Origin of the sequence: Paraburkholderia bryophila (assembly GCF_013409255.1) — a bacterium.
Taxonomy (GTDB): Bacteria; Pseudomonadota; Gammaproteobacteria; order Burkholderiales; family Burkholderiaceae; genus Paraburkholderia.
Genome location: NZ_JACCAS010000001.1, coordinates 2207984 through 2233137, shown reverse-complemented (window position 1 = coordinate 2233137; position 25154 = coordinate 2207984). Strand labels below are relative to the sequence as shown.

17 protein-coding genes are annotated in these 25154 nt (G+C 64.5%); 8 read left to right on the top strand and 9 right to left on the bottom strand.

The genetic code is table 11. From position 1 onward, the window contains the following. Positions 1 to 4 precede the first annotated feature (4 nt). Positions 5 to 4195, bottom strand: a complete 4191-nt coding sequence (locus GGD40_RS09880) for a YhdP family protein (protein ID WP_179743524.1) — start codon at positions 4193 to 4195, stop codon at positions 5 to 7. A gap of 185 nt (positions 4196 to 4380) precedes the next feature. Between GGD40_RS09880 and glnE the strand changes: the two genes are divergently transcribed. Next, the gene (glnE, locus tag GGD40_RS09875) at positions 4381 to 7188 is read left to right on the top strand and encodes a bifunctional [glutamate--ammonia ligase]-adenylyl-L-tyrosine phosphorylase/[glutamate--ammonia-ligase] adenylyltransferase (RefSeq protein ID WP_179743522.1); all 2808 of its coding nucleotides are present in this window, start codon (positions 4381 to 4383) and stop codon (positions 7186 to 7188) included. Between the two features lie 166 nt (positions 7189 to 7354). Here the strand turns inward: glnE and recN are convergent, their stop codons facing one another. Together recN and GGD40_RS09865 are read right to left on the bottom strand one after the other, a co-directional pair. Further along, positions 7355 to 9025, bottom strand: coding sequence for a DNA repair protein RecN (recN, locus tag GGD40_RS09870; RefSeq protein ID WP_179743520.1), 1671 nt, complete (start codon positions 9023 to 9025; stop codon positions 7355 to 7357). Positions 9026 to 9097: 72 nt separating this feature from the next. Next, positions 9098 to 10000, bottom strand: a complete 903-nt coding sequence (locus tag GGD40_RS09865; RefSeq protein ID WP_179743517.1) for an NAD kinase — start codon at positions 9998 to 10000, stop codon at positions 9098 to 9100. A 306-nt stretch (positions 10001 to 10306) separates the two neighbouring features. On the opposite strand from GGD40_RS09865, the gene hrcA reads away from it, so the two are divergent. From hrcA to pabB, 7 genes are all read left to right on the top strand, one after another. Then, a complete protein-coding gene (gene hrcA, locus GGD40_RS09860) occupies positions 10307 to 11326 on the top strand; it encodes a heat-inducible transcriptional repressor HrcA (protein ID WP_035553271.1) in 1020 nt (339 codons plus the stop codon). A 183-nt stretch (positions 11327 to 11509) separates the two neighbouring features. Continuing rightward, complete coding sequence (gene hemH, locus GGD40_RS09855; RefSeq protein WP_179706814.1) at positions 11510 to 12580, top strand: ferrochelatase; 1071 nt, start codon at positions 11510 to 11512, stop codon at positions 12578 to 12580. 7 nt (positions 12581 to 12587) lie between these two features. Continuing rightward, complete coding sequence (locus GGD40_RS09850; protein WP_179743515.1) at positions 12588 to 12995, top strand: RNA-binding S4 domain-containing protein; 408 nt, start codon at positions 12588 to 12590, stop codon at positions 12993 to 12995. A gap of 513 nt (positions 12996 to 13508) precedes the next feature. After that, positions 13509 to 14093 carry a nucleotide exchange factor GrpE gene (grpE, locus tag GGD40_RS09845; protein ID WP_179706811.1) on the top strand — a complete coding sequence of 195 codons (585 nt, stop codon included), beginning with the start codon at positions 13509 to 13511 and terminating at the stop codon, positions 14091 to 14093. Between the two features lie 446 nt (positions 14094 to 14539). Then, complete coding sequence (gene dnaK / locus GGD40_RS09840; protein ID WP_179743514.1) at positions 14540 to 16492, top strand: molecular chaperone DnaK; 1953 nt, start codon at positions 14540 to 14542, stop codon at positions 16490 to 16492. 270 nt (positions 16493 to 16762) lie between these two features. Further along, positions 16763 to 17905 carry a molecular chaperone DnaJ gene (gene dnaJ, locus GGD40_RS09835; protein WP_179743513.1) on the top strand — a complete coding sequence of 381 codons (1143 nt, stop codon included), beginning with the start codon at positions 16763 to 16765 and terminating at the stop codon, positions 17903 to 17905. A 25-nt stretch (positions 17906 to 17930) separates the two neighbouring features. After that, positions 17931 to 19826, top strand: coding sequence for an aminodeoxychorismate synthase component I (pabB, locus tag GGD40_RS09830; RefSeq protein WP_179743511.1), 1896 nt, complete (start codon positions 17931 to 17933; stop codon positions 19824 to 19826). 91 nt (positions 19827 to 19917) lie between these two features. Here the strand turns inward: pabB and panB are convergent, their stop codons facing one another. The 6 genes from panB to hda are packed head-to-tail and all read right to left on the bottom strand — an operon-like array spanning position 19918 to position 25090. Beyond that, on the bottom strand, positions 19918 to 20733 hold the full coding sequence (panB, locus tag GGD40_RS09825) for a 3-methyl-2-oxobutanoate hydroxymethyltransferase (RefSeq protein ID WP_179743509.1): 816 nt from the start codon (positions 20731 to 20733) through the stop codon (positions 19918 to 19920). Between the two features lie 35 nt (positions 20734 to 20768). Then, entirely contained in the window at positions 20769 to 21449 is a 681-nt protein-coding gene (locus tag GGD40_RS09820; RefSeq protein WP_179706801.1) for a deoxynucleoside kinase, read from the bottom strand. Next, entirely contained in the window at positions 21446 to 21994 is a 549-nt protein-coding gene (folK, locus tag GGD40_RS09815) for a 2-amino-4-hydroxy-6-hydroxymethyldihydropteridine diphosphokinase (RefSeq protein WP_179706799.1), read from the bottom strand. Before folK ends, GGD40_RS09820 begins: the two co-directional genes overlap by 4 nt. Positions 21995 to 22042: 48 nt before the next feature. Then, positions 22043 to 23635, bottom strand: coding sequence for a polynucleotide adenylyltransferase PcnB (gene pcnB, locus GGD40_RS09810; RefSeq protein WP_179743507.1), 1593 nt, complete (start codon positions 23633 to 23635; stop codon positions 22043 to 22045). Continuing rightward, positions 23632 to 24318, bottom strand: a complete 687-nt coding sequence (locus GGD40_RS09805) for an HAD family hydrolase (protein ID WP_179706794.1) — start codon at positions 24316 to 24318, stop codon at positions 23632 to 23634. Before GGD40_RS09805 ends, pcnB begins: the two co-directional genes overlap by 4 nt. Then, positions 24311 to 25090 carry a DnaA regulatory inactivator Hda gene (gene hda, locus GGD40_RS09800; RefSeq protein ID WP_035553244.1) on the bottom strand — a complete coding sequence of 260 codons (780 nt, stop codon included), beginning with the start codon at positions 25088 to 25090 and terminating at the stop codon, positions 24311 to 24313. Before hda ends, GGD40_RS09805 begins: the two co-directional genes overlap by 8 nt. Positions 25091 to 25154 lie beyond the last annotated feature (64 nt).

Sequence of the window (25154 nt, the reverse complement as noted above, 5' to 3'; positions counted from 1 at the left end):
GAGCTCAGTGCGCTTCCACGGTCGAAGCCGGAACGTCCATCTTACCGCGATCGCCCTTGACCCGCTCAACGTGCGGTTTCGACCACGAACCGGTGATCGCATATTCGCGTGCGAACGCGTGCGAGACGGATTTGCTGAACGCCAGATCGGCCACCAGCGCGCCCACGCCGAGCAGTGGATTGATCACCGCCGCCGCGACCACCGCGGCGCCGGCGCTGACCGTCGGCACGATCTGCACGTGCAGATCCTGGGTTTCCTGAGCGAGATCGAGCGTGCCTTTCATCTCGGCGCGGGCCGGCGCGGTGACCATTTCGAAGTTCTCGGTGCGCCCGATCCCGTCGTGGATCTGCGCGGTGCCGGTCACATGTTCGAACGGCAGCCCTTCGCCGATCACGTCGCGGAAGTTCAGCGTGGCAACGCGCGCGAGACTTTGCAGACTGAGCACGCCGAGCAGCTTGGCGACACCGGGATCGACCTTGAGAATCTGGCCGTGGCGCAGGTCGACGGCGAGGTTGCCGTTGAGCGTCGGATAGTCGATCGCGGTCGGGCCGCCGCGCCATACCACCTTGCCCGACAGCGAGCCGGCGCCCGCCTTCAGCGTGCGCGGCTGGCCGAAACGTTCGAGCAATGCGCCGGCATCTTTAATGTCGAGCTTGAAATCGAATACGGTGCGGCGCGGGGTCGTTTCGTCGGCGGCGTTGCCGAGACCGGTCGAGGTGCGCCAGTTCGCGGTGGCCGTCAGCGTGGCCGCGGGGTTGGTGATGTCGAGCTTGTCGAGTTGCCAGACCGGCACGCCGTCTTCGGTGAAATTGTGAGCGTCGACTTCGAGGCGGCCAATGTTGCGATCTCGCACGATCAGCTCGTTGACCACCAGATCGATCGACGGCATGTTCTGCGCCGGCGCCGACATCGCCTGGCCGAGCAGGTCCTTGTCGGCGGCCGACGGAATCACCACGCGGGCGAAGCGCGCCTGCAGCGTGCCCGGCGACTCCTTGCTGGCGCCCGGCAGCCACGACACATGGCCGGACACCTGGTTCGACGCGATGTTCGCCTGCCATTTGCCGTCCGCATGCGAGGCGCCGACGATCACGCTGTCCCAGTGACGCTTGAGCAACGTCAGCATGCCGATGTGCAGCGCGAAGCGGCTCGGCAGGAATTGCGCGACGGTCGGGTTCGGCGGGGCAGGCGTGGCAGCGACGGCGGCGGGCGCGTCCTTGCTGCGCAGTTGCGTGATGAGCGCGCGCCATGCGTCGGCGTCGAAGGCGTCGAGGTCGACGGCGGCGATCACGCCGTCGGTCGGCAGATCAGCCGGCTTGTTGACGCCGATCGCGCCACGCACCACGGTCGGCGGCGACTTGGGTTCGTATTGCAGCAGATAGGTGGCGGCGACCGGTCCGAAGGTGAGATCGGCGCGTTCCAGACCGGCTTCACCCGGCGCGGCGGATGGATTGACCGCGAAGTGCAGCGGCATCGGCGTGCCGACCGGTTTGCCGAACGGCGCCGGAAAGTCGAGCGCGAGGCCGGTCAGATCGGAGTTCGCCGTCACTTCCGGCAGATGCCCTTTGGCGCCGCGCAGATTCAGCGCGTAGGGCGCGCTGCCGCTCATGCGCGTCAGGACCTGCGCGGCGGGACCGTGCAGATTGAGGCCGCGCGCGGCATCGACGGCGATATGGCCGTTCAGGTCGAGCGCATAGGTGCCGTTCTGTTTCAGGCCGCCGTTCGCGTGCACGTCGCCGCCGAGGAACTGGCCGGACAGCCGGTCGACCTGCGCCGTATGTTCGGTGAAGCGCACCTTGCCCTTCAGTTGCGACAGCGGCGGCACGTTGTCCACGCTCAGGCGGTTGTTCTGGAAACCGACCGCGCCTTCCACGGCGATGTGCGGCATCGGCGTACGCGGCACCGTCAGCTTGAGTGCGAGCGACGCGGGGCCTTCCGCATGCAGCTTGTCGGTCTGGTGCTTGGCCATGATGCCGAGCGAGCTCTGGTTCACGTAGTCGAGCATGTCGGCGAGCGGCCCGCGCGCGTCGCCGTCGATCACGAGGCTCGACGCCTTGGTGCCGAGGTCGTCGATCTTGCCGCTGACGCGCGTCAGCGCCACCCGCTGGTAATGCGCGCGGTCGATGTCAAAGCGCAACACGTTCTGCTTCAGCGCGAACACACCGTCGATGCCGTCCAGCGCCGGCCACACGTTCGGCGTGCCGTTGCGCATCTTGCGCGGCGGGAACGGCGACGGGTCGAACTTGCCGCCCTTGAACGGCGCGACGATCTGAAAGATGCCCGCGCTCGGGTCGCGCGAGTACGGGAACTTGGTCAGATCGCCATGAATTTCGATCGTCGCGCCGCGCGACATGCCCGCCTGCAGCCCATGACCGAGATAGATGCGCAGCTTCTCGCTGATGCTGGTGGGCAGATAGCGGACGATGCGCGTCACCTGCGCGCGTTCGAAGTTGGCCTTCAGATCGAGCGAGCCGCGCCCGTGGCCCGGGTTGCTGTAACTGGCGGTCGCGGTGGCCGCCGTATCGGCGTTCGAGACGGCGAAGTCGGCCAGCTTGACGGCAAAGCCCGGATGATTTTCGCCGGGCGCCTTCGGCGTGATGGTCCAGTCGGCGCGGCCATGCAGCCGGTCGAGCTTCAGACGCGGGTCGTCGAACACGCCCGGCAGGGTGATCGCCACGTTGGAGGTGTCGAGCAGCGCGGTGCCGTGGTTTTCGTCGGCGTCGACGCTACCCCACAGATTCTCGATGCCGGGAATGCCGGCGCGCGGGTGATTCAGCGGCGTGAGCCCCGGCGGCGGCTCCTGCGCGGCGACGCTGATGCCTTGCAAGTCGCCCTTGAAACGATAGCGCTCGATCGGCTCGGCGCCGCTCGACTGATGGTCGCTGCCCGCTTCGCCCGACTCCGGTTTGCCGCGCTCCACTTCGATCACGTAGTTCGCCACCATCCCGCGCGGATTGAAGCGCACAAGGCTGTTCAGCAGACGCCGCGGCAGCGGCAGCGCGCGGCTGAATTCCGCGAGGATGCCCAGATCGACGCGGTCGCCGCTCACGCTGACGAGTTGTCCTTGCTGCTGCGAAGCCTGCCGGAAGCGGCCGTTCAACGTGGTGAGCGCAAGCGTGCGGGTGAGCGGCGTGCCGTCGTCGAGCGGCGGCTGGCCGAGTTCGGCGTGCAGGTGATTCAGTTGCAGCTTGTAGTCGCCCGGTTCGACTTCGACCTGCCACGAGAAATTGGCGACCGGCACCAGCAGCTTCGGCTGGGTGGGACGCACGCGCATCGCCACGTCCGTGCCGGAGAGCTGACCGCGCGCCTGGGTCATGCGGCCGTCGGCGAAGTCGGCCCAGATGGCGTTGTCGATACGGCCGGCGAACATCTCAATCGGCAGATTGATGTAGCGCGCCAGCGCCGGCAGATCCACCGGCCCGGTCGACATGTACACCTGCCCGGTCCAGTTGATCGGCTTGCCGATCGCGGAGAGCGGCGTGTGCCGGAAATGCGTGCGGAAATCGAGCGGGCCGTGCAGCACCTGGCCGTCGGCGGGCGCCTGCAGCGCCATGCGGTGTTCGTAGCCGTCGTTGAGAATCGCAATGCGGATGTCGCGCAGTGCGAGTTCGGGCGCGTCGTGCGTGGCGTCGCGCCAGCGCAGCACGCCGCCGCGCACCACGATCGCCTGCTGGCGCAGTAGCCAGGTGGAAAGCGTGTCGTTGCCGCTATGGCGCGTGGGGATCGGCACGCCCGCGACCGACATCACGCCGTCGCTGCTGCGAGACACCAGCACGTCGGGCTGATCGACGATCAGGCTGGACAACGCCGGATGGAATTGCCACAGCGACTTCCACGACAGCGTGGCGGTGGCGTGCGGAATGGTCAGCGCGGGTTTGCCTTCCTGATCGCGAATCACCAGATCGGTGACGTCGAGACCCGGCTGAAAACCGCTCCAATGGGGCGCCAGCTTGCCGATGGTGAACTGCGTGTGCAGTTTGTCCGACACAGTGGCTTCGATACGCGGACGGAACGCGTCGACGCGCGGCAGCAGCACGTAACGCAAGCCGAGAAACAGGCCGGCCGCGATGAAGTAGAGGACGAGCGCAACCGCGAGGACCACGTGAAGGGTCCGACGCAGCACGATGTGGTCGCTTCCGCTCACTGGCCGGACCTGCCCGGTTTCGTGCGGGTCGGCGGATTCGTTTCGCTCGGACATGCTGCGGCGGGTGGGCGTATGGTAGTTTTGCGAATTAACGACGAAATGTAACACACGGGAAAGCGTAGGCGGACCTCCTGCAAACCCTGTCTGCATGCCGCCTCGCGACTTGCGCGAGGTCATCTGACCTGTGTGTCACAGCGAAATGAACAAGCTGATCAAGCAACGAGCGAGCCAGACCCTTGATGACTGACGCAACTCTCCTGAGTTCCACCTATTCACATTACGCGGCGCGGGCTGCCGCGGCCCGTCCGCAAATCGTGGCGCACGTGTCGGCGCTGGCCGCCGCGCCGCTCACGCGTGAGCGCATCGACGCACGCTTCGACGCGTTATGCGCGGAAGCGGCTGGCGCCGGCGCCAACTGGGTAAATGGCGCGCCGTTGAGCGAGGATGCACTCAAACGGGCCTTGCGTCAGTTGCGAACCGAGGTGTTTTGCGCCGTGATGGAGCGCGATCTGGCCGGCGAGGCGGACGTCGCCGAAGTCACCGGGGCGATGACCGACCTGGCCGAAACGACGATCCAGCGTGCTTTGGCCGTGTTGTCCGCGGATCTCGAAACGCTCTATGGCGAGCCGCGCGGACCGGAAGGCGAGCGGCTCGCGCTCGGCGTGGTCGGCATGGGCAAGCTGGGCGGCCGCGAGCTGAACGTGTCGTCGGATATCGACCTGATCTTTATTTATGAAGAGGACGGCGAGACCGCGGGCGGCCAACGTTCGCCGATCGCGACGCAGGACTTTTTTACGCGCCTCGGCAAGCGGCTGATCGGCGCGCTCGCCGAAGTCACCGCCGACGGCTACGTGTTCCGGGTCGATATGCGGCTGCGGCCGAACGGCGATTCCGGGCCGCTGGTGTGCAGCCTCGGCATGCTCGAAGAGTATTTCTACGTGCAGGGCCGCGAGTGGGAGCGCTACGCGTGGATCAAGGGCCGGCTCGTGTCCGAAGGCGCGAGCGACGCGGCGCAGCGACTGCAGAAGCAGCTCAACGCGATCGTGACGCCGTTCGTCTATCGCCGCTATCTCGACTTCGGCGTGATCAGCGCGATCCGTGCGCTGCATCTGCAGATTCGTCAGGAGGCGCAGCGCCGCGCGTCGATGCGGCCCGACAAGGCCGACGACATCAAGCTCGGCCGTGGCGGCATCCGCGAAATCGAATTCAGCGCGCAGGTGTTCCAGTTGATCCGCGGCGGCCAGGATGCCGGTTTCCGCGTACGTCCGACGTTGGCCGTATTGCGGCACGCGGCGACGCACGGACTGATCGATACGACGGTTTGCGTGAAGCTTTCGCAGGCTTATCGTTTTCTGCGTGAACTCGAACACCGGCTGCAGTATCGCAACGACGCGCAAACCCATGCCATGCCGGTCGATCCCGAAGAGCGCGCGGCGCTCGCCCGCGCGATGGGCTGTGACGACTACGCGGCGTTGATGACCCGGCTCGACGCGCATCGCGAATTCGTCGAACAGCAGTTCGACCAGATTTTCGCCGACAAGGTGAGCGGCCGCGACGGTTGCGGCGTGCCCGAAGACGGCGCCGCCGCGTGGGTCTGGAGCAGCGCGCTCGCCGACGACAGCGCCGACGACGCATTGCATGCAAGGCTGATCGAACTCGGCGTGGCCGAGCCGGGCGAACTGCTCGCGCGGCTGCGCGGCGTGTGGCAGTCGTCGCGCTACGCGGGGCTCGCCGAGCGCAGCCGGCAACGTTTCGACATCGTCGCGCAGCGGGCGCTGGAAGCCGCGCGCACGCTCGAGCCGCCCGAGCGGCGCGGCGATACGGTGGCGCGCTTCTTCGATCTGCTCGAAGCGGTCAGCCGGCGCGGCGCGTATCTGGCGCTGCTGACCGAATATCCGCAGGCGCTGCATCGGGTGCTGTCGGTGCTGGGCGGGTCGCGCTGGGCGGCCGGCTATCTGATTCGCCATCCGCAACTGCTCGACGAATTGCTCGACGACGAAGCGATCAATAGCCCGTTCGACTGGCCCGAGTTCAAGCGCACGCTGCGCTTGCGGCTCGCCGCCTCGGACGGCGTGGAGCAGCAGATGGACCTGCTGCGCCACGCGCACCAGGCCGAAGTGTTCCGCATCCTGCTGATCGATCTGGCCGGCAAGCTGAGTGTCGAACATGTGAGCGACCGGTTGTCCGAACTCGCCGACGCGGTGCTCGACGTCACGCTCGAAGCGGTATGGAAGCAACTGCCGAAGCGTCACCGCGAGGTGCCGCGCTTCGCGGTGATCGCGTATGGCAAGCTGGGCGGCAAGGAACTGGGCTACGCGTCCGACCTCGACGTGATCTTCCTCTACGACGACGCCGACGATGCCGCCGCCGAGATTTACTCCACCTACACCCGCCGCCTGATCACCTGGCTGACGACCGCGACCGGCGCTGGCACGCTGTTCGACGTCGATCTGCGCTTGCGGCCGAACGGCGAATCGGGGCTGCTGGTCACGGATCTCGACGCGTTCCGCCGCTACCAGCTACGCGAGGGCGATGCGGCCAATACCGCATGGGTCTGGGAACACCAGGCGCTGAGCCGCGCGCGCTACTGCGCGGGCGACGCCGAGATCGGCGCGAAATTCGAGGCGATCCGCGAACAGGTGCTGACCACGCCGCGCGAAGCCGCGCTGCTCGCCAAGGAGATCGTCGAGATGCGCGAGCGCGTCGAGGCGGGGCATCCGAACCATACGGCGCTGTTCGACCTGAAGCACGATCGCGGCGGCATGGTCGACATCGAGTTCACCGTGCAGTACTGGGTGCTGCTGCACGCGGCGAGCGATCCCGAGCTGATCCGCAATACCGGCAACATCGCATTGCTGCGCGAAGTGTCGCGTTTCGGGTTGATGAGCGAGGCGGAAGCGGAGACGGTCGGCGCGGCGTATCGCACTTACCGCAAGTTGCAGCACAAGCTGCGGCTGGACGGGATGGAGAAGGCGCGGGTCGTGCCGGCGTTGGTGGAGACGGAGCGGGAGGCGGTGCTGGGGTTGTGGGAGCGGGTGTTTGGGTGAGGCGGACGGGGCGTTCGCGCCCGCGGTCGCCATCCGGCGCGTGTGGACGGGGCGCGACGCGCCACACTGCGTCTGATGGCTCGATGTTTCGCCGTGGCCGCCGGTGCCACGTTCGCGCGGCGCGGACGGCGAGGGCGGCTGCCTTGACCGAGCCCCGTACTCGTTACTAAGCCGCCAGCATTTCCTTCGCGTGCTTGCGGGTGGTCGGCGTGATCTCCAGACCGCCGAGCATGCGCGCGACTTCCTCCACGCGGCTTGCCTTGTCGAGCGACGTGACGCTGCTCACCGTGCCACCCTTGCCGTCGCCCGCTTTCGCGACCTGGAAGTGATGGTCGCCGCGCGCTGCGACTTGCGGCAGGTGCGTCACGCAGAGCACCTGACGCGCTTGCCCGAGCTGATGCAGCAGCCGTCCAACCACTTCGGCGACACCGCCGCCGATGCCCGTATCCACTTCGTCGAAAATCAGCGTGGGTGTCGGGCTGGCCGCGCTGGCGATCACGGCCAGCGCCAGGCTGATCCGCGCCAGTTCGCCGCCTGAGGCCACTTTGGCGAGCGGCCGCAGCGGCACGCCCGCATGACCGGCCACGCGGAATTCGACCTGTTCAAGTCCATTGGCGCCGCCTTCGGGCAGCGGCACCAGGCCGACTTCGAAGGTGCCGCCTTTCATCGACAGTTCCTGCATGCCGGTGGTGACCGCGGCGCCCAGGGCCTTGCCGGCTTTGGTGCGCGCCTTCGACAGTTTTTTCGCTTCGGCGAGGAACGTTTCTTTGGCGTTGGCTTCGGCGGCGTGCAGGCTGTCGAGGTCGGCGGCGGCGTCGAGCGCGGCCAGTTGCGCGCGCCGCGCCTCGTGTTCTTCGGGCAGCGTTTCCGGTTTCAGGCGGAATTTGCGAGCGGCCGAATGCAACGCGTCGAGGCGCTTTTCGACCTGCGCCAGCCGGTCCGGATCGAGTTCGAGCTTTTGCGCGTAGTGGCTCAGCGAATACGCGGCTTCCTGCAACTGGATTTCGGCGGGCTCGAGCGCGGCGAGCACGTCGTTCAACGCCGGATCGATCTCGGCCAGGTCGCGTACCTTGGAGACGATCGACGCCAGATGCGTGATCATCGCCTCGTCCGATTCGGACAGCGCGCCGAGCGCACCTTGCACGCCGTCGATCAGATTCGCCGAGTGCGACAGCCGGCGGTGCTCGCTGTTGACCTCTTCCCATTCGCCCGGCTGCGGCCCGAGCTTGTCCAGTTCAGTGAGCTGCCACGCGAGACGCTCGCGCTCCAGTTGCAATTCGCGGTCGCGCGTTTGCGCATGCTCGACGGCCTGCACCTTCTCGCGCCACGTGCGCCAGGCGCGCGTGACGGTTGCCGCGGTGTCGGTCAGGCCGGCGTGCGTGTCGAACAATTCGCGCTGCGCGTCCGGGCGCATCAGCAACTGGTGTGCGTGCTGGCCGTGAATGTCCACCAGCATCTCGCCGAGCTCGCGCAACTGCGTGAGCGTGGCCGCGGTGCCGTTGATGAACGCGCGCGTGCGGCCGTTGCGGTCCACCACGCGCCGCAGCATCACGGTGCCGCCGTGCTGACCGTCGTCGTCGGCCGCGCCGAACGCCTGCTGGTCGAGCCACTGTTCGACCTGCGCATGAATCTCGAACTCCGCGGTGATGTCGGCGCGGCTTTCGCCGGTGCGCACGACGTTCGCATCGGCGCGGGCGCCGAGCGCGAGCGCCAGCGCGTCGATCAGGATCGACTTGCCGGCGCCGGTTTCGCCGGAGAAAACAGTAAAGCCGCTGTCGAATTCGAGATCGAGCGCGGCGACGATCACGAAGTCGCGTATCGAGAGGTGGCGCAGCATGGAGGTGGTCTGGTGAGCTTGAAATTCAGGGTTCGGCAGCGGCGGCGTTGCATTCCAGGGGCTGCTCGCGGCTCAGGGCTTGGTGTCTTCTTCGTGCGACGGGTATTCGTTCCAGTGCAGCTTTTTGCGCAGCGTCGCGAAGTAGCTGTAGCCGACCGGATGCAGCATGGGCACCGTATGGCGCGAGCGGCGCACTTCGATCGTGTCGCTCAATTCGAGCGAGGTGAACGACTGCATGTCGAAGTTCACGTTGACCTCGCGGCCGGACACGATCTGGATGCTCACCTTCGAGTCGTCCGGCAGCACGATCGGCCGGTTCGACAGCGCGTGCGGCGCGATCGGCACCAGCACGATGCCGCCCAATTGCGGATGCAGGATCGGCCCTTGCGAGGAGAGCGCGTAAGCGGTCGAGCCGGTCGGCGTGGCGACGATCAGGCCGTCCGAGCGCTGGTTGTACATGAAGCGCCCGTCGACCGAGACATGCAGTTCCGCCATGCCCGAAAAGCCGCTGCGATTGACCACCACGTCGTTGAAGGCCAGCGCGTGATAGATCGGGCTGCCGTTGCGCATGATGCGCGCCTCGAGCAGCACGCGCTCCTCGCGTTCGAAATTGCCCGCCAGCATTTGCGGCACGATCTCGCGCATGTCGGAGATCGGAATGTCGGTAATGAAGCCGAGCCGGCCGTGATTGATGCCGATCAGCGGCGTGCGGTAAGGCGCGAGCTGGCGACCGATGCCGAGCATCGTGCCGTCGCCGCCCAGCACGACCGCCACGTCGGCGCGCGCGCCGATCTCGGCGGGACGCAGCGCCGGATAGTCGGTGACGCCGATCTCGGCGGCGGTATCGGCTTCGAATACGACCTCGAAGCCGCGTTTCGCGATGCACGAGGCGAGCGCGGTCAAGGGCTCGACGATGCCCGGCGTATTGTTGCGCCCGACGAGCGCGACGGTCTTGAACTGGCTGGTCACTTGCATGCCGGCATTACACCATAGGTAGGGCCTGAAAAGAACCGCTGACAGACCCGGTAGCGGGCTGGCGCGGATGGGCTGCCGGCGTATTTCGCGATTATCGTTAGAATGGTGAAGCGTTGATGACATGCGTGCCGGTTAGAGTGCCACGGCGCGCCGTTGTCGAGGTGGCGGGCCGAACGTCGGGCCACCTGCCGGCTCACGCAGCGGATCGAAGACAAAGCGGCGCCCGGGCGAACCGTGGCGCATTCGTCAACGGTGAGCGCCGTTAGCGCTCGCGGTAGTCGTGTCATTAAGCTAAAATTTTCCGTCATGCTAGATCCTCGCGCACAAACCCTCCTCAAAACGCTGATTGAGCGCTACATCGCCGAAGGTCAGCCGGTCGGCTCACGCACGTTGTCTCGTTACTCTGGCCTCGAACTGAGCCCCGCGACGATCCGCAACGTCATGTCCGATCTCGAGGACCTGGGGCTCGTGATCAGTCCGCATACGTCGGCCGGCCGTATCCCTACGCCGCGCGGCTATCGGCTCTTCGTGGATACGATGCTGACCGTCGAATCCGCCGCAGACGAAGAAGCCGTGATGCGCGCCGTCAAGACTACGCTGCAGGCGGGTGAGCCGCAGAAGATCGTCGCCGCAGCGGCCAGCGTGCTGTCCAACCTGTCGCAGTTCGCCGGCGTGGTGCTCACGCCGCGGCGCAGCCACGTGTTCAAGCAGATCGAGTTCATGCGTTTGTCCGACAAGCGCATTCTGCTGATCATCGTGACGCCGGAAGGCGACGTGCAAAACCGCATCATGGCGACGCAGCGCGACTTTTCGCCGTCGCAACTGGTGGAAGCGTCGAATTACATCAACGCGCATTTCGCCGGCCTCTCGTTCGACGACGTGCGCCGCCGCCTGCGTGAGGAAATCGACGAACTGCGCGGCGACATGACGACGCTGATGCACGCCGCCGTCACGGCCAGCACCGAAGAGTCCGACACTGGCGAGAACGTACTGATTTCCGGCGAGCGCAATCTGCTGGAAGTCGCCGACCTTTCGTCCGATATGGCGCGCCTGCGCAAGCTGTTCGATGTGTTCGACCAAAAGACCAGTCTCCTTCAGTTACTCGACGTGTCGAGTCACGCGGCGGGCGTGCAGATTTTCATTGGCGGCGAATCGAATCTCGTGCCGATCGAGGAAATGAGCGTGGTCACCGCGCCGTACGAAGTGAACGGTAAGATCGTCGGCACGCTCGGCGTGATCGGCCCGACCCGCATGGCGTACAACCGCGTGATTCCGATCGTGGATATCACCGCGCGCCTGCTTTCCCTGACTCTCAGCCAGCAATAGCTGGCTGCCCGGCGGCGGCAACTCACGCGCTCATTTCAAGTCCGTTCATCATGCGCGACGGCGCGCGGCTTGCCAATTGGCCGAATGGCCAGGGGTGTACGGCGGACCGGTCGCCAGGCCGCGCCGCTATAATGAAACCCACCTGAATCGACTCTCCGCCTCAAGCGGTTACCTCTGCTGCCTATGCGCTTCGACCTCGAGCGGCCCTCACAGAACGCCACGTCACACCGTGTCGCCGTACTGCTGATCAATCTCGGTACGCCCGACGCGCCGACGCCGCGCGCAGTCCGTCGCTATCTCGCGCAGTTTCTGTCCGATCCTCGCGTGGTCGAAATTCCGTCGCTGTTGTGGCAGATCATCCTGCGCTTGCTGATCCTGCCGTTCCGCAGTCCGGCGTCGGCGAAAAAGTACGCCGCGGTCTGGATGCCGGAAGGCTCGCCGCTGCGCGTCTATACAGAGAAGCAGGTGGAAGGCTTGCGCCACCTGCTGCAACTGAACGACTACACGGTGCTGGTCGACTACGCGATGCGTTATGGCACGCCGGGCATTCCGGCCATACTCAACCAGTTGAAGCTGGCGGGTGCCGAGCGTGTGCTGCTGGTGCCCATGTATCCGCAATACTCGTCGTCGACCACGGCGACCGCTTTCGACGACGCGTTTTCAGCGCTCAAGCGCATGCGCAATCAGCCGGAAATCCGCACGGTGCGTCAGTACGCCGACCATCCCGCGTACATTTCAGCGCTGGCCGCGCAGGTGCATCAGTACTGGCATCAGCACGGCCGGCCCGACTTCGCGGCGGGCGACAAGCTGGTGCTGAGTTTTCACGGCGTGCCCAAGCGCACCATGGATCTCGGCGACCCCTACCACGAGCAATGCCAGCAGACCGGCGCGCTGCTCATGCAGGCGTTGGAACTGACGCCGGTGGAATGCCGCATCACGTTCCAGTCGCGCTTCGGCAAAGCCGAATGGTTGCAGCCGTACACGGCGCCCACGCTGAAGGAACTGGGCGCGGCGGGCGTACGCCGCGCCGACGTGTTCTGCCCGGGCTTTACCGCCGACTGCCTTGAAACGATTGAGGAAATCGGCATGGAAGTGCGCGACGAGTTCCTGCACGCCGGCGGCAAAGAGTTTCATCGGATTGCCTGTGTGAACGCGTCGCCGGCGTGGATTGCCGCGCTCGGCGAAATCGTCGCGCAGAATCTGCAAGGCTGGCCGGTTCAGGCGCTGCCGGTGCCGCATTCGACGGGGGCTTGAACAGGCGATGAATTACCAGATTTCGACCAACACGGGCGCGAAGTTACGCATCGACAAATGGCTTTGGGCGGCGCGCTTCTTCAAGACGCGCTCGCTCGCCGCGGATGCCGTCGAGAAAGGCCATGTGCGCATTGGCGCTGCCAATGTGAAACCGGCGAAAGACGTGCGCGTCGGCGATCTGGTCGAGATCGAAATCGAGCGGATCGTCTGGCAGGTGGAAGTGCTGGGCCTATGCGACGTGCGCGGCCCGGCAAGCGTCGCGCAGACGCTTTATGCGGAAACCGAGGAAAGCAGGGTGAAGCGGCAGGTCGAGCAGGAACGGCGCAAAACGTATCGAGAGCCGGCGGCCGCATTGCACGGCCGGCCGACTAAACGCGACAGGCGCACTATCGACAAACTTTCAGGTGGGGATTGAACAGTTGTTCCATGGTCGCGTGCACACCGCCGTATTCGGTAGTGTGATCGTTGACAGCCCCGGACATGCAGATGGTCGTGGTGCCCAAAATCAGTACCAATGCGACCACCGAGATTGCGAAGGTCAGTTTCACGGTACTCCCCTTGGGAAGGATTCAGGACGGAAACAGGCGGATCAGGTGGGAAATTGCAAAATGTCGGTAAGGCTTACGTCGGATTAGGGTTAACGTGTCTTTTCCGACGCTTTAGTGGAGCATAGGCCACTTGTTGGCCGCACTCAATCTCAATCTGATTGCGTCGCAATAATGGTTGTAACCGGGCATTTCCGCCGCACGTCCGTGGTGCGAAAAGTTCCGCAAGACCCGCTTGAAACGGGTCTTTCCGGCCCCATCTGCGGTTTCGTTATGCGATGGTGCGCCAGCTAGTCTGTCGCTATTTTGCAACGCACAAATTGCACCCGCTTTTGCGCGCTGCCGCCACCGTTGGTTTTTACTTTTTTACGACTTTCAGCGACATGGAAAACACGCAAGAGAACCCGACGAGCCAGAATCCCACGCCCGCGGACGAAGCCGAGCGCCAGGCCGCCGAGGCCGCAGCAGCTCAGCAGGAAGCGGCCGCAGGCGCCGCGACCGAGGCGCCGGCAGGCCTCGAGCAGGCCGCGCTGGCTGAAGCGCACGCCAAGATCGCCGACCTGCAGGAAAGCTTCCTGCGGGCGAAAGCTGAGACCGAAAACGTGCGTCGCCGCGCGCAGGAAGACGTGACCAAGGCGCATAAGTTTGCGATCGAGAGCTTCGCCGAGCATCTGCTGCCGGTGGTGGACAGCCTCGAAGCGGCAGTCGCCCACTCGTCCGACGATCTGCAAAAGGTCCGTGAAGGCGTGGAACTGACGCTGCGTCAGTTGAACGGTGCGCTGGAAAAGGGCCGTGTCGTCGCCTTGAATCCGGTCGGCGAGAAGTTCGATCCGCATCGCCACCAGGCCATTTCGATGGTGCCGGCCGATCAGGAACCGAACACTGTCGTGGCAGTGCTGCAAAAGGGTTTCGTGATCGCCGACCGCGTGCTGCGTCCGGCGCTCGTGACCGTCGCGGCGCCGAAGTAAACGCCGCAGCCGCTTTCTGCCGTTTTCCGGTCGATTTACCGCCGCCAAGCTGGGCTGGCACCGCCATGGCCAACCGTCCCGTCGGCTACCGCGTTCGCCGTCTTCGACATGCGGGAGCGCAGCGCCGACTCGTTCGACGCGGGGCCGGCCGCGGTCGGCCGCGATCCGCGCCCCCGGTCCCAGATGGTTTCGCAGCAACGTCTACGAACACCGCGATCCGGGCGGGCGCTTCCTGCTTCACTGCTTGGCGTCGCAGAAAGCAGTAAAACAAGCGGAAAAAGTTCGACCGATTGAAAAAAATTAAAGACCGCATCGTAAAAGAGGTCTTGAAAACGATGCGGACGCACTTATGTTGAGTGCAGGTAGGAATTGAGAGCGGATCGCCTTCCCGCCAGATGGCAAGCAAGGCGCTTTCCGCAGCGATCAAAGTCAGGAGAATAGTAAAAATGGGCAAAATCATCGGCATCGACCTCGGCACGACCAACTCGTGCGTGGCGATCATGGAAGGCAATACGGTTAAGGTGATCGAGAACTCGGAAGGTGCGCGCACCACGCCGTCGATCATCGCTTACATGGAAGACGGCGAGATTCTCGTCGGCGCGCCTGCGAAGCGTCAGTCGGTCACGAACCCGCGTAATACGCTGTATGCGGTCAAGCGCCTGATCGGCCGCCGCTTCGAAGAAAAAGAAGTGCAGAAAGACATCGCGCTGATGCCGTACAAGATCATGAAGGCCGACAACGGCGACGCATGGATCGAAGTGCGCGACCAGAAGCTGGCGCCGCCGCAAATCTCCGCGGAAACGCTGCGCAAGATGAAGAAGACCGCTGAAGACTACCTCGGCGAGCCGGTCACCGAAGCGGTGATCACGGTTCCCGCGTACTTCAACGACAGCCAGCGTCAGGCGACCAAAGACGCCGGCCGCATCGCCGGTCTGGAAGTCAAGCGCATCATCAACGAACCGACCGCAGCCGCTCTGGCCTTCGGTCTGGACAAGGCCGAAAAGGGCGACCGCAAGATCGCGGTGTATGACCTGGGTGGCGGTACGTTCGACGTGTCGATCATCGAAATCGCCGACGTTGACGGCGAAATGCAGTTCGAAGTGCTGTCCACGAACGGCGATACGTTCCTGGGCGGTGAAGACTTCGACCAGCGCATCATCGATTACATCATCGGCGAGTTCAAGAAGGAACAAGGCGTCGATCTGTCGAAAGACGTGCTCGCGCTGCAACGCCTGAAGGAATCGGCTGAAAAGGCGAAGATCGAACTGTCGTCGAGCCAGCAGACCGAAATCAACCTGCCGTACATCACGGCCGACGCGTCGGGTCCGAAGCACTTGAACCTGAAAATCACGCGCGCCAAGCTGGAAGCGCTGGTTGAAGAACTGATCGAACGCACCATCGAACCGTGCCGCACGGCGATCAAGGATGCAGGCGTGAAGGTCGGCGAGATCGACGACGTGATCCTCGTCGGCGGTATGACGCGTATGCCGAAGGTGCAGGACAAGGTTAAGGAATTCTTCGGCAAGGAACCGCGTCGTGACGTGAACCCGGACGAAGCCGTGGCCGTTGGCGCCGCGATTCAAGGTCAGGTTCTGTCGGGTGACCGCAAGGACGTGCTGCTGCTCGACGTGACCCCGCTGTCGCTCGGCATCGAAACGCTCGGCGGCGTGATGACGAAGATGATCAACAAGAACACCACGATCCCGACCAAGCACGCACAGGTCTACTCGACGGCTGACGACAACCAGGGCGCCGTGACGATCAAGGTGTTCCAGGGCGAACGCGAAATGGCAGCCGGCAACAAGCTGCTGGGCGAGTTCAACCTCGAAGGCATTCCGCCGGCACCGCGCGGCACGCCGCAGATCGAAGTGAGCTTCGACATCGACGCGAACGGCATTCTGCACGTCGGCGCGAAAGACAAGGCGACCGGCAAGGAAAACCGCATCACGATCAAGGCCAACTCGGGTCTGTCCGAAGCCGAAATCGAAAAGATGGTGAAGGACGCGGAAGCCAACGCCGAAGAAGATCACAAGCTGCGTGAGCTGGCCGATGCCCGCAACCAGGGCGACGCGCTGGTCCACAGCACGAAGAAGGCGCTCACCGAGTACGGCGACAAGCTGGACGCCGGCGAGAAGGACACGATCGAAGCCGCGCTGAAGGACCTCGAAGAAACGCTGAAGAGCGGTTCGAGCGACAAGGCCGCGATCGAAGCCAAGATCGAAGTCGTGGCAACTGCCTCGCAGAAGATGGGCGAGAAGATGTACGCGGACATGCAGGCAGCGCAAGGTGCCGAAGCAGCGGCAGCAGGCGCGGCGGGCGCGGGTGCATCGGCAGGTGGCGCGAGCCAGCAGCAGGACGACGTGGTCGACGCCGAATTCAAGGAAGTCAAGAAAGACTAAAGCCAGGTCGCATTTCGACCGTAAAGCCGCACACGGCACCGTGTGCGGCCCGGCTGCACAATCCCCTGCACCCATTCGGGCCGCAGCAACGTGCAAGAGCGGTTATCTCGCCTGGCGAGCCTTTTGGGGCTCTCCGGGCACGTTTGTTTTATGGAGGGCGTTGTTTCGAGCCGGTTTCGAGCGGCAAAAAACAGCGGCCGGACGAGTCGCAAGACTCCAGCATTCAAGAGGAGCCACCGCGTCGCATTGCGCGAGTGGCGTTGAACCGATATGGCGAAACGGGATTACTACGAGGTTCTGGGCGTCGCAAAGAACGCGAGCGACGACGAAATCAAGAAGGCTTATCGCAAGCTTGCGATGAAGCACCACCCCGACCGGAATCCGGGCAACAAGGATGCGGAAGAGCATTTCAAAGAGGTGAAGGAAGCCTATGAAATGCTGTCGGACTCGCAAAAGCGTGCCGCGTACGACCAGTACGGCCACGCGGGCGTAGATCCGAACATGGGCGGAGCCGGCGCACAAGGCTTCGGCGGTTTTGCCGATGCATTCGGCGATATTTTCGGCGACATCTTCGGCCAGGCGGCCGGCGGCGCCGCACGCGGCGCTGGCGGCCGCCCCGGCCCGCAGGTGTATCGCGGCGCCGATCTGCGCTACAGCATGGAAATCACGCTGGAACAGGCCGCACACGGCTACGACACGCAGATTCGCGTGCCGAGCTGGGTGTCGTGCGAAATCTGTCACGGTTCGGGCGCCAAGCCCGGCACCAAGCCGGAAACCTGCCCGACCTGTAGCGGTTCCGGTTCGGTGCGGATGTCGCAAGGCTTTTTCAGCATCCAGCAGACCTGCCCGAAGTGCCATGGCACCGGCACCTATATCCCAGAACCGTGCGGCCATTGCCACGGCGCGGGCAAGGTGAAGGAAACCAAGACGCTGGAAGTGAAGATCCCCGCAGGCATCGACGACGGCATGCGTATCCGCTCGGCTGGCAACGGCGAGCCGGGTATCAACGGCGGTCCGTCGGGCGATCTGTACGTCGAGATTCATATCAAACAGCACTCGGTGTTCGAGCGCGACGGCGACGATCTGCATTGCCAGATGCCGATTCCGTTCACCACCGCGGCGCTCGGCGGCGAAATCGAAGTGCCGACCCTCGCGGGCCGCGCCAGCTTCACCGTTCCGGAAGGCACGCAGTCGGGCAAGACGTTCCGTTTGCGCGGCAAGGGCATCAAGGGGCTGCGTTCGAGCATTGCCGGCGATCTGTACGTGCACGTGCAAGTCGAAACGCCGGTCAAGCTCACCGACCCGCAGCGCGAATTGCTTCAGCAATTCGAGAAAGCGTTGGTGGAAGGCGGCTCGCGACATAGCCCGCAAAGCAAGAGCTGGTTCGACCGGGTGAAGAGCTTCTTCGATTAATGGCAGGTTGAAGTTGGCGGTAGGTATGACGGCAGATGAGCGCGACGCGGTCTTCGCGTTGCTCGACGATTGCGACGCGACGGCGGCGCGCCGTTCGAGTCGTCTGTACACAGGCTTTGTGCGGGAACGGGTGTGCGCGGACGCCGCGCAACTCGAAGCCGTATGCGAGTCTGTGGTGGCGGATACCTTGCGGGGTTTGCATGCCGTCGTGCTCGGCGATTATGAGTTTGGGCGCAATCTTCTCGACGGAGATTCGCGCTCGCTTCCGAAAACGCAGCGTGGCGATGCCACCCTGCGTTTTTTATTGTTCGAGCGCTGCGAGAAGCGCTCGCGCGAAGAAGTCGACGCGTGGTTGACGGAGCGCGATGGCGGGGCGATTGAGCCGTCGGTGGCGGGCACGGCGAACGTGCGCGCGAGCGTCGAGCGCGCGCAGTTCGACGCGGCAATCGCCGCGATTCACAACGCGTTACGCGCGGGCGACTCCTACCAGGTCAACTACACGTACCGGCTCGGCTTCGACGTGTTCGGTTCGCCTATCGCGCTCTATCGACGCTTGAGAGCCCGGCAACCGGTCCCGTTCGGTGCGTTGATCGCGTTGCCGGGAAGCCAGTGGGTGCTGTCGTGTTCGCCGGAGCTTTTTATCGAAAAGGACGGTGCGATGTTGCGTGCGCGGCCGATGAAAGGCACGGCGCCGCGCTCGGACGATCCGCAGGCGGACCAGGGCGCAGCCGAGTTTCTCCGCAGCGACCCGAAGAACCGCGCCGAGAACGTGATGATCGTGGATCTGCTGCGCAACGATCTGTCGCGAGTCGCGCAAACGGGCTCGGTCAAGGTGCCTGCGTTGTTTTCGGTCGAGCCGTATGCGTCGGTTTGGCAGATGACGTCGACGGTGCAGGCCAGCTTGCGGCCCGAAACATCGTTTGCCGGCGTTTTGCGCGCGTTGTTTCCGTGCGGATCGATCACCGGCGCGCCGAAGCATCGGACGATGCAGTTGATCGACGAACTTGAAAGCACGCCGCGCGGGCTTTATACCGGCGCAATCGGCTGGCTCGACGCGCCTTCGGTAGCCGCAACGGCGGCCAACCCAACCGTGTGCGGCGACTTCTGCCTGTCTGTCGCCATTCGCACGTTGACGCTGAGCCATGCCGCGCAAACCGGTGAGCTGCGGGGCACGATGGGCGTCGGCGCGGGCATCGTCCTCGACAGCGTGGCAGCCGACGAATTCGCGGAGTGTCAATTGAAGGCCAGCTTTCTGACCGGCGCCGAACCGGGCTTCGATCTGTTCGAAACGATGTACGCGACGCGCGAGGAGGGCGCGCGGCATCTGTCGCGTCATTTCGAACGGCTGTCGCGCAGCGCGGCAACGTTGGGTTTCAATCTCGGCGACGAAAATAATATTCGCGCCCAAATCACGGCGACGTGTGAATCGCTGCCGGCGCGCACACCGTATCGCATGCGGCTCGCGCTTAGTAAGAACGGCGCGACGCACATTACGGTTGCGGTGCTGACGCCGCTACCGAACCAGGCAGTCGGCGTACTGCTCGCGCCCGACCACCATTTCCCCGCGACCGAAGCGCACGACCCGCTGCTGCATCACAAAACCACCCGTCGTGCCGAATATGATCGCGGCTGGCGCGAAGCCGAGACGAAGGGCGCATTCGACACGCTGTTCTTCAACGAGCGAGGCGAGTTGACCGAAGGCGGCCGGTCGAATGTCTTTGTGAAGCTGGCGGGGCGGTGGTGGACGCCGCCGCTCGCGTCGGGCGTGCTGCCGGGCGTGATGCGCAGTGTTCTGCTTGAAGAAGGCGCGGACCTGCAAGCGGCTGAGAAAGTGCTGACGCAGGCGGACTTGATGAACGCTGAAGCACTGCTGATCTGCAACGCATTGCGCGGCGCGGTGCCGGCGCGGATCATCCGATAGTTAACGCGCGAACAAAGGTGTTCGCGCTCGCCAACCCAGCGGATCTACGTCGGCGAGCTAGAGTTAAAGCCAGAGCTAACACTAGCTCGCATCAAAACGTGTGCTCTGCCCCAGGAAACGTCCCATCCTTCACCGCGCGCACATACGCCTCCACCGCGGCCTGAATGTTCGGCTGCCCTTGCATAAAGTCCTTCACGAAGCGCGGCCGCTTGCCGGGGAAAATCCCCAACATGTCGTGCAGCACCAGCACCTGACCCGAGCAGTCCACACCGGCGCCGATACCGATCGTCGGAATTCGCACCTGCTTCGTGACTTCAGTGCCTAGCACCGACGGCACGGCTTCGATTACGATCAATTGCGCGCCGGCTGCTTCGACCGCGAGTGAATCGCGCAGCAACTGGCTCGCGCCGGCCTCGGTCTTGCCCTGCACCTTGAAGCCGCCGAACGCGTGCACGGATTGCGGCGTCAGCCCGACGTGCGCGCACACGGGAATCGACCGTTCAACCAGAAAGCGCACCGTGTCGGCAAGCCACTCACCACCCTCGAGCTTCACCATCTGCGCGCCGGCGCGCATCAATTCCACCGAGTTCTTGAACGCCTCTTCCGGCGTGCCGTACGTGCCGAACGGCAAGTCGGCCACCACCAGCGCCGACGGGCGCACACGCGCCACGCAAGCCGTGTGATACGCGATGTCGGCGAGCGTGACCGGCAGCGTTGTGGTCTGTCCTTGCAACACGTTGCCGAGCGAGTCGCCGATCAACAGCACGTCGACGCCCGCGCGGTCCAGCAGCGCGGAGAAACTCGCGTCGTAGCAGGTGAGCATCGCGATTTTTTCACCGGCGTCGCGCATTGCCTGCAGCTTCGGCACGGTGATGGCGTTGCGGCTCGCTTCCTGCAAATAGGTCATGGGTCAATCCGTTGGAAAAGAGGTGGCAGCGTCGCTTAAAGCGACGTGCCTTTGACAAAGAATTCCTTGCGGCCGCGCATGGTTTCGATGCGTTCGGCGAGTAGCGCAAGGTCCGCGTCGGAGTCGTGCGGATTCAGATGTTCGGCGTTGACCGTCAGCACGGGGGCGCGGTCGTAGTGATAGAAAAACTCGTTGTACGCGTCGCACAGCGCGTGCAGATAGGCGTCGGAAATTTGCAGTTCCATCGGCACCGCACGTTTCTGGATGCGGGCGAACAGCACTTCGGGACTGGCCTGCAAATAAACCACGAAATCCGGTGCGGGCGCGTTGACCTCAAGCTTGGCGGCGAGCGCGCGATACAGTTGCCACTCGTCTTCCTGCAGCGTCAGACGCGCGAAGATATCGTTCTTCTGCGTCATGAAATCGGCGATCAGCGGGGTGCTGGACACTTGCGCCGCGGCGACTTCCTGCGCCTGTTGCGCGCGTTGCAGCGCGAAGTGCAATTGCGCGGGCAACGCGTAACGTGCGGTGTCGCGGTAAAAGCGTTCAAGGAAAGGATTGTCCTGCGGACGCTCGAACAATTCCTGCATCGACCAGCGTTGCGCGAGGCGCCGCGCCAATGACGTTTTACCGACGCCGATCGGCCCTTCGATCGCGAGATAGCCGAACGGCGGCCGCAGTTGCGGCGCGGTGACGGTGAGCGGCGGTGAGTTCATTCGCAGCGGCCTTTGCTGGGCGCACTCTCAGCGGCGGTCAATGCATTGAGCATAGGGCACTGACAGGGCCCCTTTACCTTTTCGATGCGTTGATCGCTCACACCGGGCAGCAGCGCGTCGGCGCGGCCGTGTTGCGGGATGATCAGTGTCGGATCGATCTCGACCAGCGGCACCAGCACGAAAGCGCGTTCGATCAAACGCGGATGCGGCACGATCAGATCGGCTTCGTCGATCGATTGATCGCCGAATAGCAGAATATCGAGATCGAGCGTGCGCGGTGCATTGCGAAACGGCCGCTCGCGGCCGAACTGATGCTCGATCTTGTGGCACAGCGCCAGTAGATGGCGCACGGGGAGCGTCGTGTCGACCTTCACAACGCAGTTGAAATAGTCGTCACCGCCCGCGTCGATCGGGGCAGTGCGATACAGGCTCGACTTGTCGAGCACGGAGATGGTGTGCTGTTGTGCGAGGCACACCACCGCGTCTTTCAGGGTCTGGCGCGCGTCCCCGAGATTCGCGCCGAGGCCGAGATAAGCAACCGTCATGGCATAACTTCCTGCAACTATCGTTCGACGGCTTCAGCGAACGCTCTGTCAGTCTTCGTGCGGGCCGTCATGGTCCGCGCCGTTATCTGTGCGTTCGGCTGGCGTGCCGCCCTCCATTCCGTCGCCCGGCGCGCGGCTTCTGGCGCCACTGCTGCGCCGCCGTCGTTTTCGAGGGCTCCGGTCCTTCCCGCCTTGCGTGAGCAACGCTTCACGCGCGGCAATGTCTCCTTCAATGAACTCCGTCCACCACGCACCGACCGACTCGTCGAGTTCGCCGGATTGGCAGCGCAACAGGAGGAAATCATACCCCGCTCTAAATCTTTGGTGTTCCAGCAGCTTCAGCGCGCTTCGGCCCGAGCGTTTTTCGAGGCGCAACTGCAGGCCCCAGATCTCGCGCATATCTGCCGAGAAGCGCTTGTGGATCGCGAGCTTCTCGGTTTGCATGTCGAGCACGTCGTCCATCGCGCGATGCAATGCGGGGACCGGATACTCGCCGTTCGCCTCAAATTTCTGCCAGCGCTGCTGCACGTCGTGCCACAGCAAGGTGGCGAACAGGAAGCCCGGCGACACCGGTTTGCCGGCGCGCACGCGGGCGTCCGTGTTGTTCAACGCCAGCGTAATGAATTTCTCGCCGATGGGCTGTTCCAGCACCACGTCCAGCAACGGCAGCAGGCCGTGATGCAGGCCCTCCTGGCGCAGACGTTTCAGGCAGGCGAGCGCATGGCCCGACAGCATCAGCTTGAGCATCTCGTCGAACAGACGCGCCGCGGGCACGTTGTTGATCAGATCGGCCATCTCGGCGATCGGCGCGCGGGTGTGGGTTTCGATCTCGAAGTCGAGCTTCGCGGCGAAACGCACGACGCGCAGCATCCGCACCGGATCTTCGCGATAACGCGTGGCCGGGTCGCCGATCATGCGCAGCAGACGCGCGCGCATGTCGGCCATGCCGTTGTGGTAATCCAGCACGGTTTGCGTGGCCGGATCGTAGTACATCGCGTTGATCGTGAAGTCGCGGCGGGTGGCGTCTTCGTGCTGCTCGCCCCACACGTTGTCGCGCAGCACGCGGCCGCTGGCGTCCACCGCGTGAGTGCGGCGGTCGAGCTCGTCGCGCTTGAGGCGTCGCTCGGGCGGCGCGTCGGCCGCGGGCGGATCGACCAGCGCGCGAAACGTGGAGGTTTCGATGATTTCCTGACCGAACTGCACATGCACGATCTGAAACCGGCGGCCGATAATGCGCGCGCGGCGGAACAGCTTCTGCACCTGTTCGGGCGTGGCGTCGGTCGCGACGTCGAAGTCTTTCGGCTTGATGCCGAGCAGCAGATCGCGTACCGCACCGCCGACGATAAACGCGCGGTGCCCGGCCTGTTGCAGGCCTTCGGTCACGCGAATCGCGTTTCTCGAGATCAGAGACTGGTCGATGCCATGCACGTCGTGCGGAATGATGACCGGCACGTCGGGATCGCGTACCACCTTGGCGGCCGACCCGGCGCGCGCGGGTTTGCGGCGCGCCTTGGTGGCGGCGTCGGCTCGGTTGCGTGCCGGTGCGCTGCCGGATTCGTCTGCTTCGGTGTCGGCGGGCGCGGTGTCGTCAGCGGGCGCCGAGTCCTGGCCGAATAGCTTGCGGATAAGTTTTTTAATCACGTGGCTTGAAAGAGTTCGAGGATGCGCCAGCCTTTGGCCTGCGCATGGGCGCGCAATGTGTCGTCGGGATTGGTCGCGATGGGATCGGTGACCTTCTCGAGCAGCGGGATGTCGTTGTGCGAGTCGCTATAGAAATAGCTGTGCTCGAAATCGCGCCAGGTCTTGCCGAGCGAGGCGAGCCACGCTTCGGTGCGGACAATCTTGCCTTCCTTGTAGCTCGGCGTGCCGGTGGGGCGGCCGGTGTACGGCGAATGCGGCTGGCCGTCGACGGTTTCCGCTTCGCAGGCGATCAACGCGTCGACACCGAACGCCTGGGCGATCGGGCGGGTGATGAATTCGTTGGTGGCCGTGACCACGCAACACAGGTCGCCGGCTTCACGGTGCTGCCTCACCAGTTCCAGCGCGACCGGGAAAATGGCCGGCGTGATCACTTCATGCATGTACTGCGCGTGAAGTTCGGCGAGCTGCGCGCGCGTGTATTTCGCGAGCGGCGTGAGCATGGCGATCAGATAGGCGTGAATGTCGAGCCTGCCGGCTTTGTAGTCGGCGAAAAAGCGGTCGTTTTCACGGGCGAAGTTTTCGGCGTCGACCATGCCTTGTTTCACCATGAAGCGGCCCCATTCGTGGTCGCTGTCGGTGGGAATGAGCGTGTGGTCGAGATCGAAGAGTGCGAGATTAGCCATGGGGGCCTATTTTACTTGAAGCGGATGACGCGGCGTGGGAACCGGTCTCCGGGCCGGTGGCCGGCGTGCCGCGCCGTTCTTCCGCGTCCGGTGAAGCGAGCATGGTGCGCAACAGCGGCAGCGTGACCGCGCGCTTCTGTTCGAGCGAGAAGCGGTCGAGCGCGTCGAGCAGCGCCATCAGGCTCGGCATGTCGCGCCGGAAGTGCGTGAGCAGGTAAGCCGGCACGTCGTCGGCGAGCATGATGCCGCGCTCACGCGCCGCGTGTTTCAGCACCGCGGCCTTGCCTTCGTCCGGCAGCGGCGCGAGATGGAACACGAGGCCCCAGCCGAGGCGGGTGCGCAAATCTTCGCGCACCGTCATGCCGATCGGCGGCGCGTTGCCTGCGGCGACCAGCGCGCTGGTGGGATGCGCACGCACTTCGTTGAACAGGTTGAAGACGGCGATCTGCTGGGCGGCGGACAGCGCGTCGCAGTCGTCGATCGCGTACAGCGCGACGCGCGGGTCGAAGCTGAACGCCGCGAGGCTGCTCTGCGGGCCGGCAAAACGCGCGTGACCCGGCGGCGCTTCGTGCACGAGCGCCTGCAACAGATGCGTGCGGCCACTGCCGGACTCGCCCCACACGTAGAAGGTGCGATCGGCGACCGGCCCGGCGGCGAGCGCGTTGTCGAGCTCACGCAGACGCGTGACCAGCTCGGCGTTGGCGCCGGCGAAAAAATTGTCGAATGTCGATGGCGGCGGGGTGCCGAGATCGAGCGTCAGTTGACGAAGCACAGTAGGTCAATGCCGAAAATGAGGCCGGAAACAAGGCCGAAAAACGAAGCCGGAAAACGCGGCC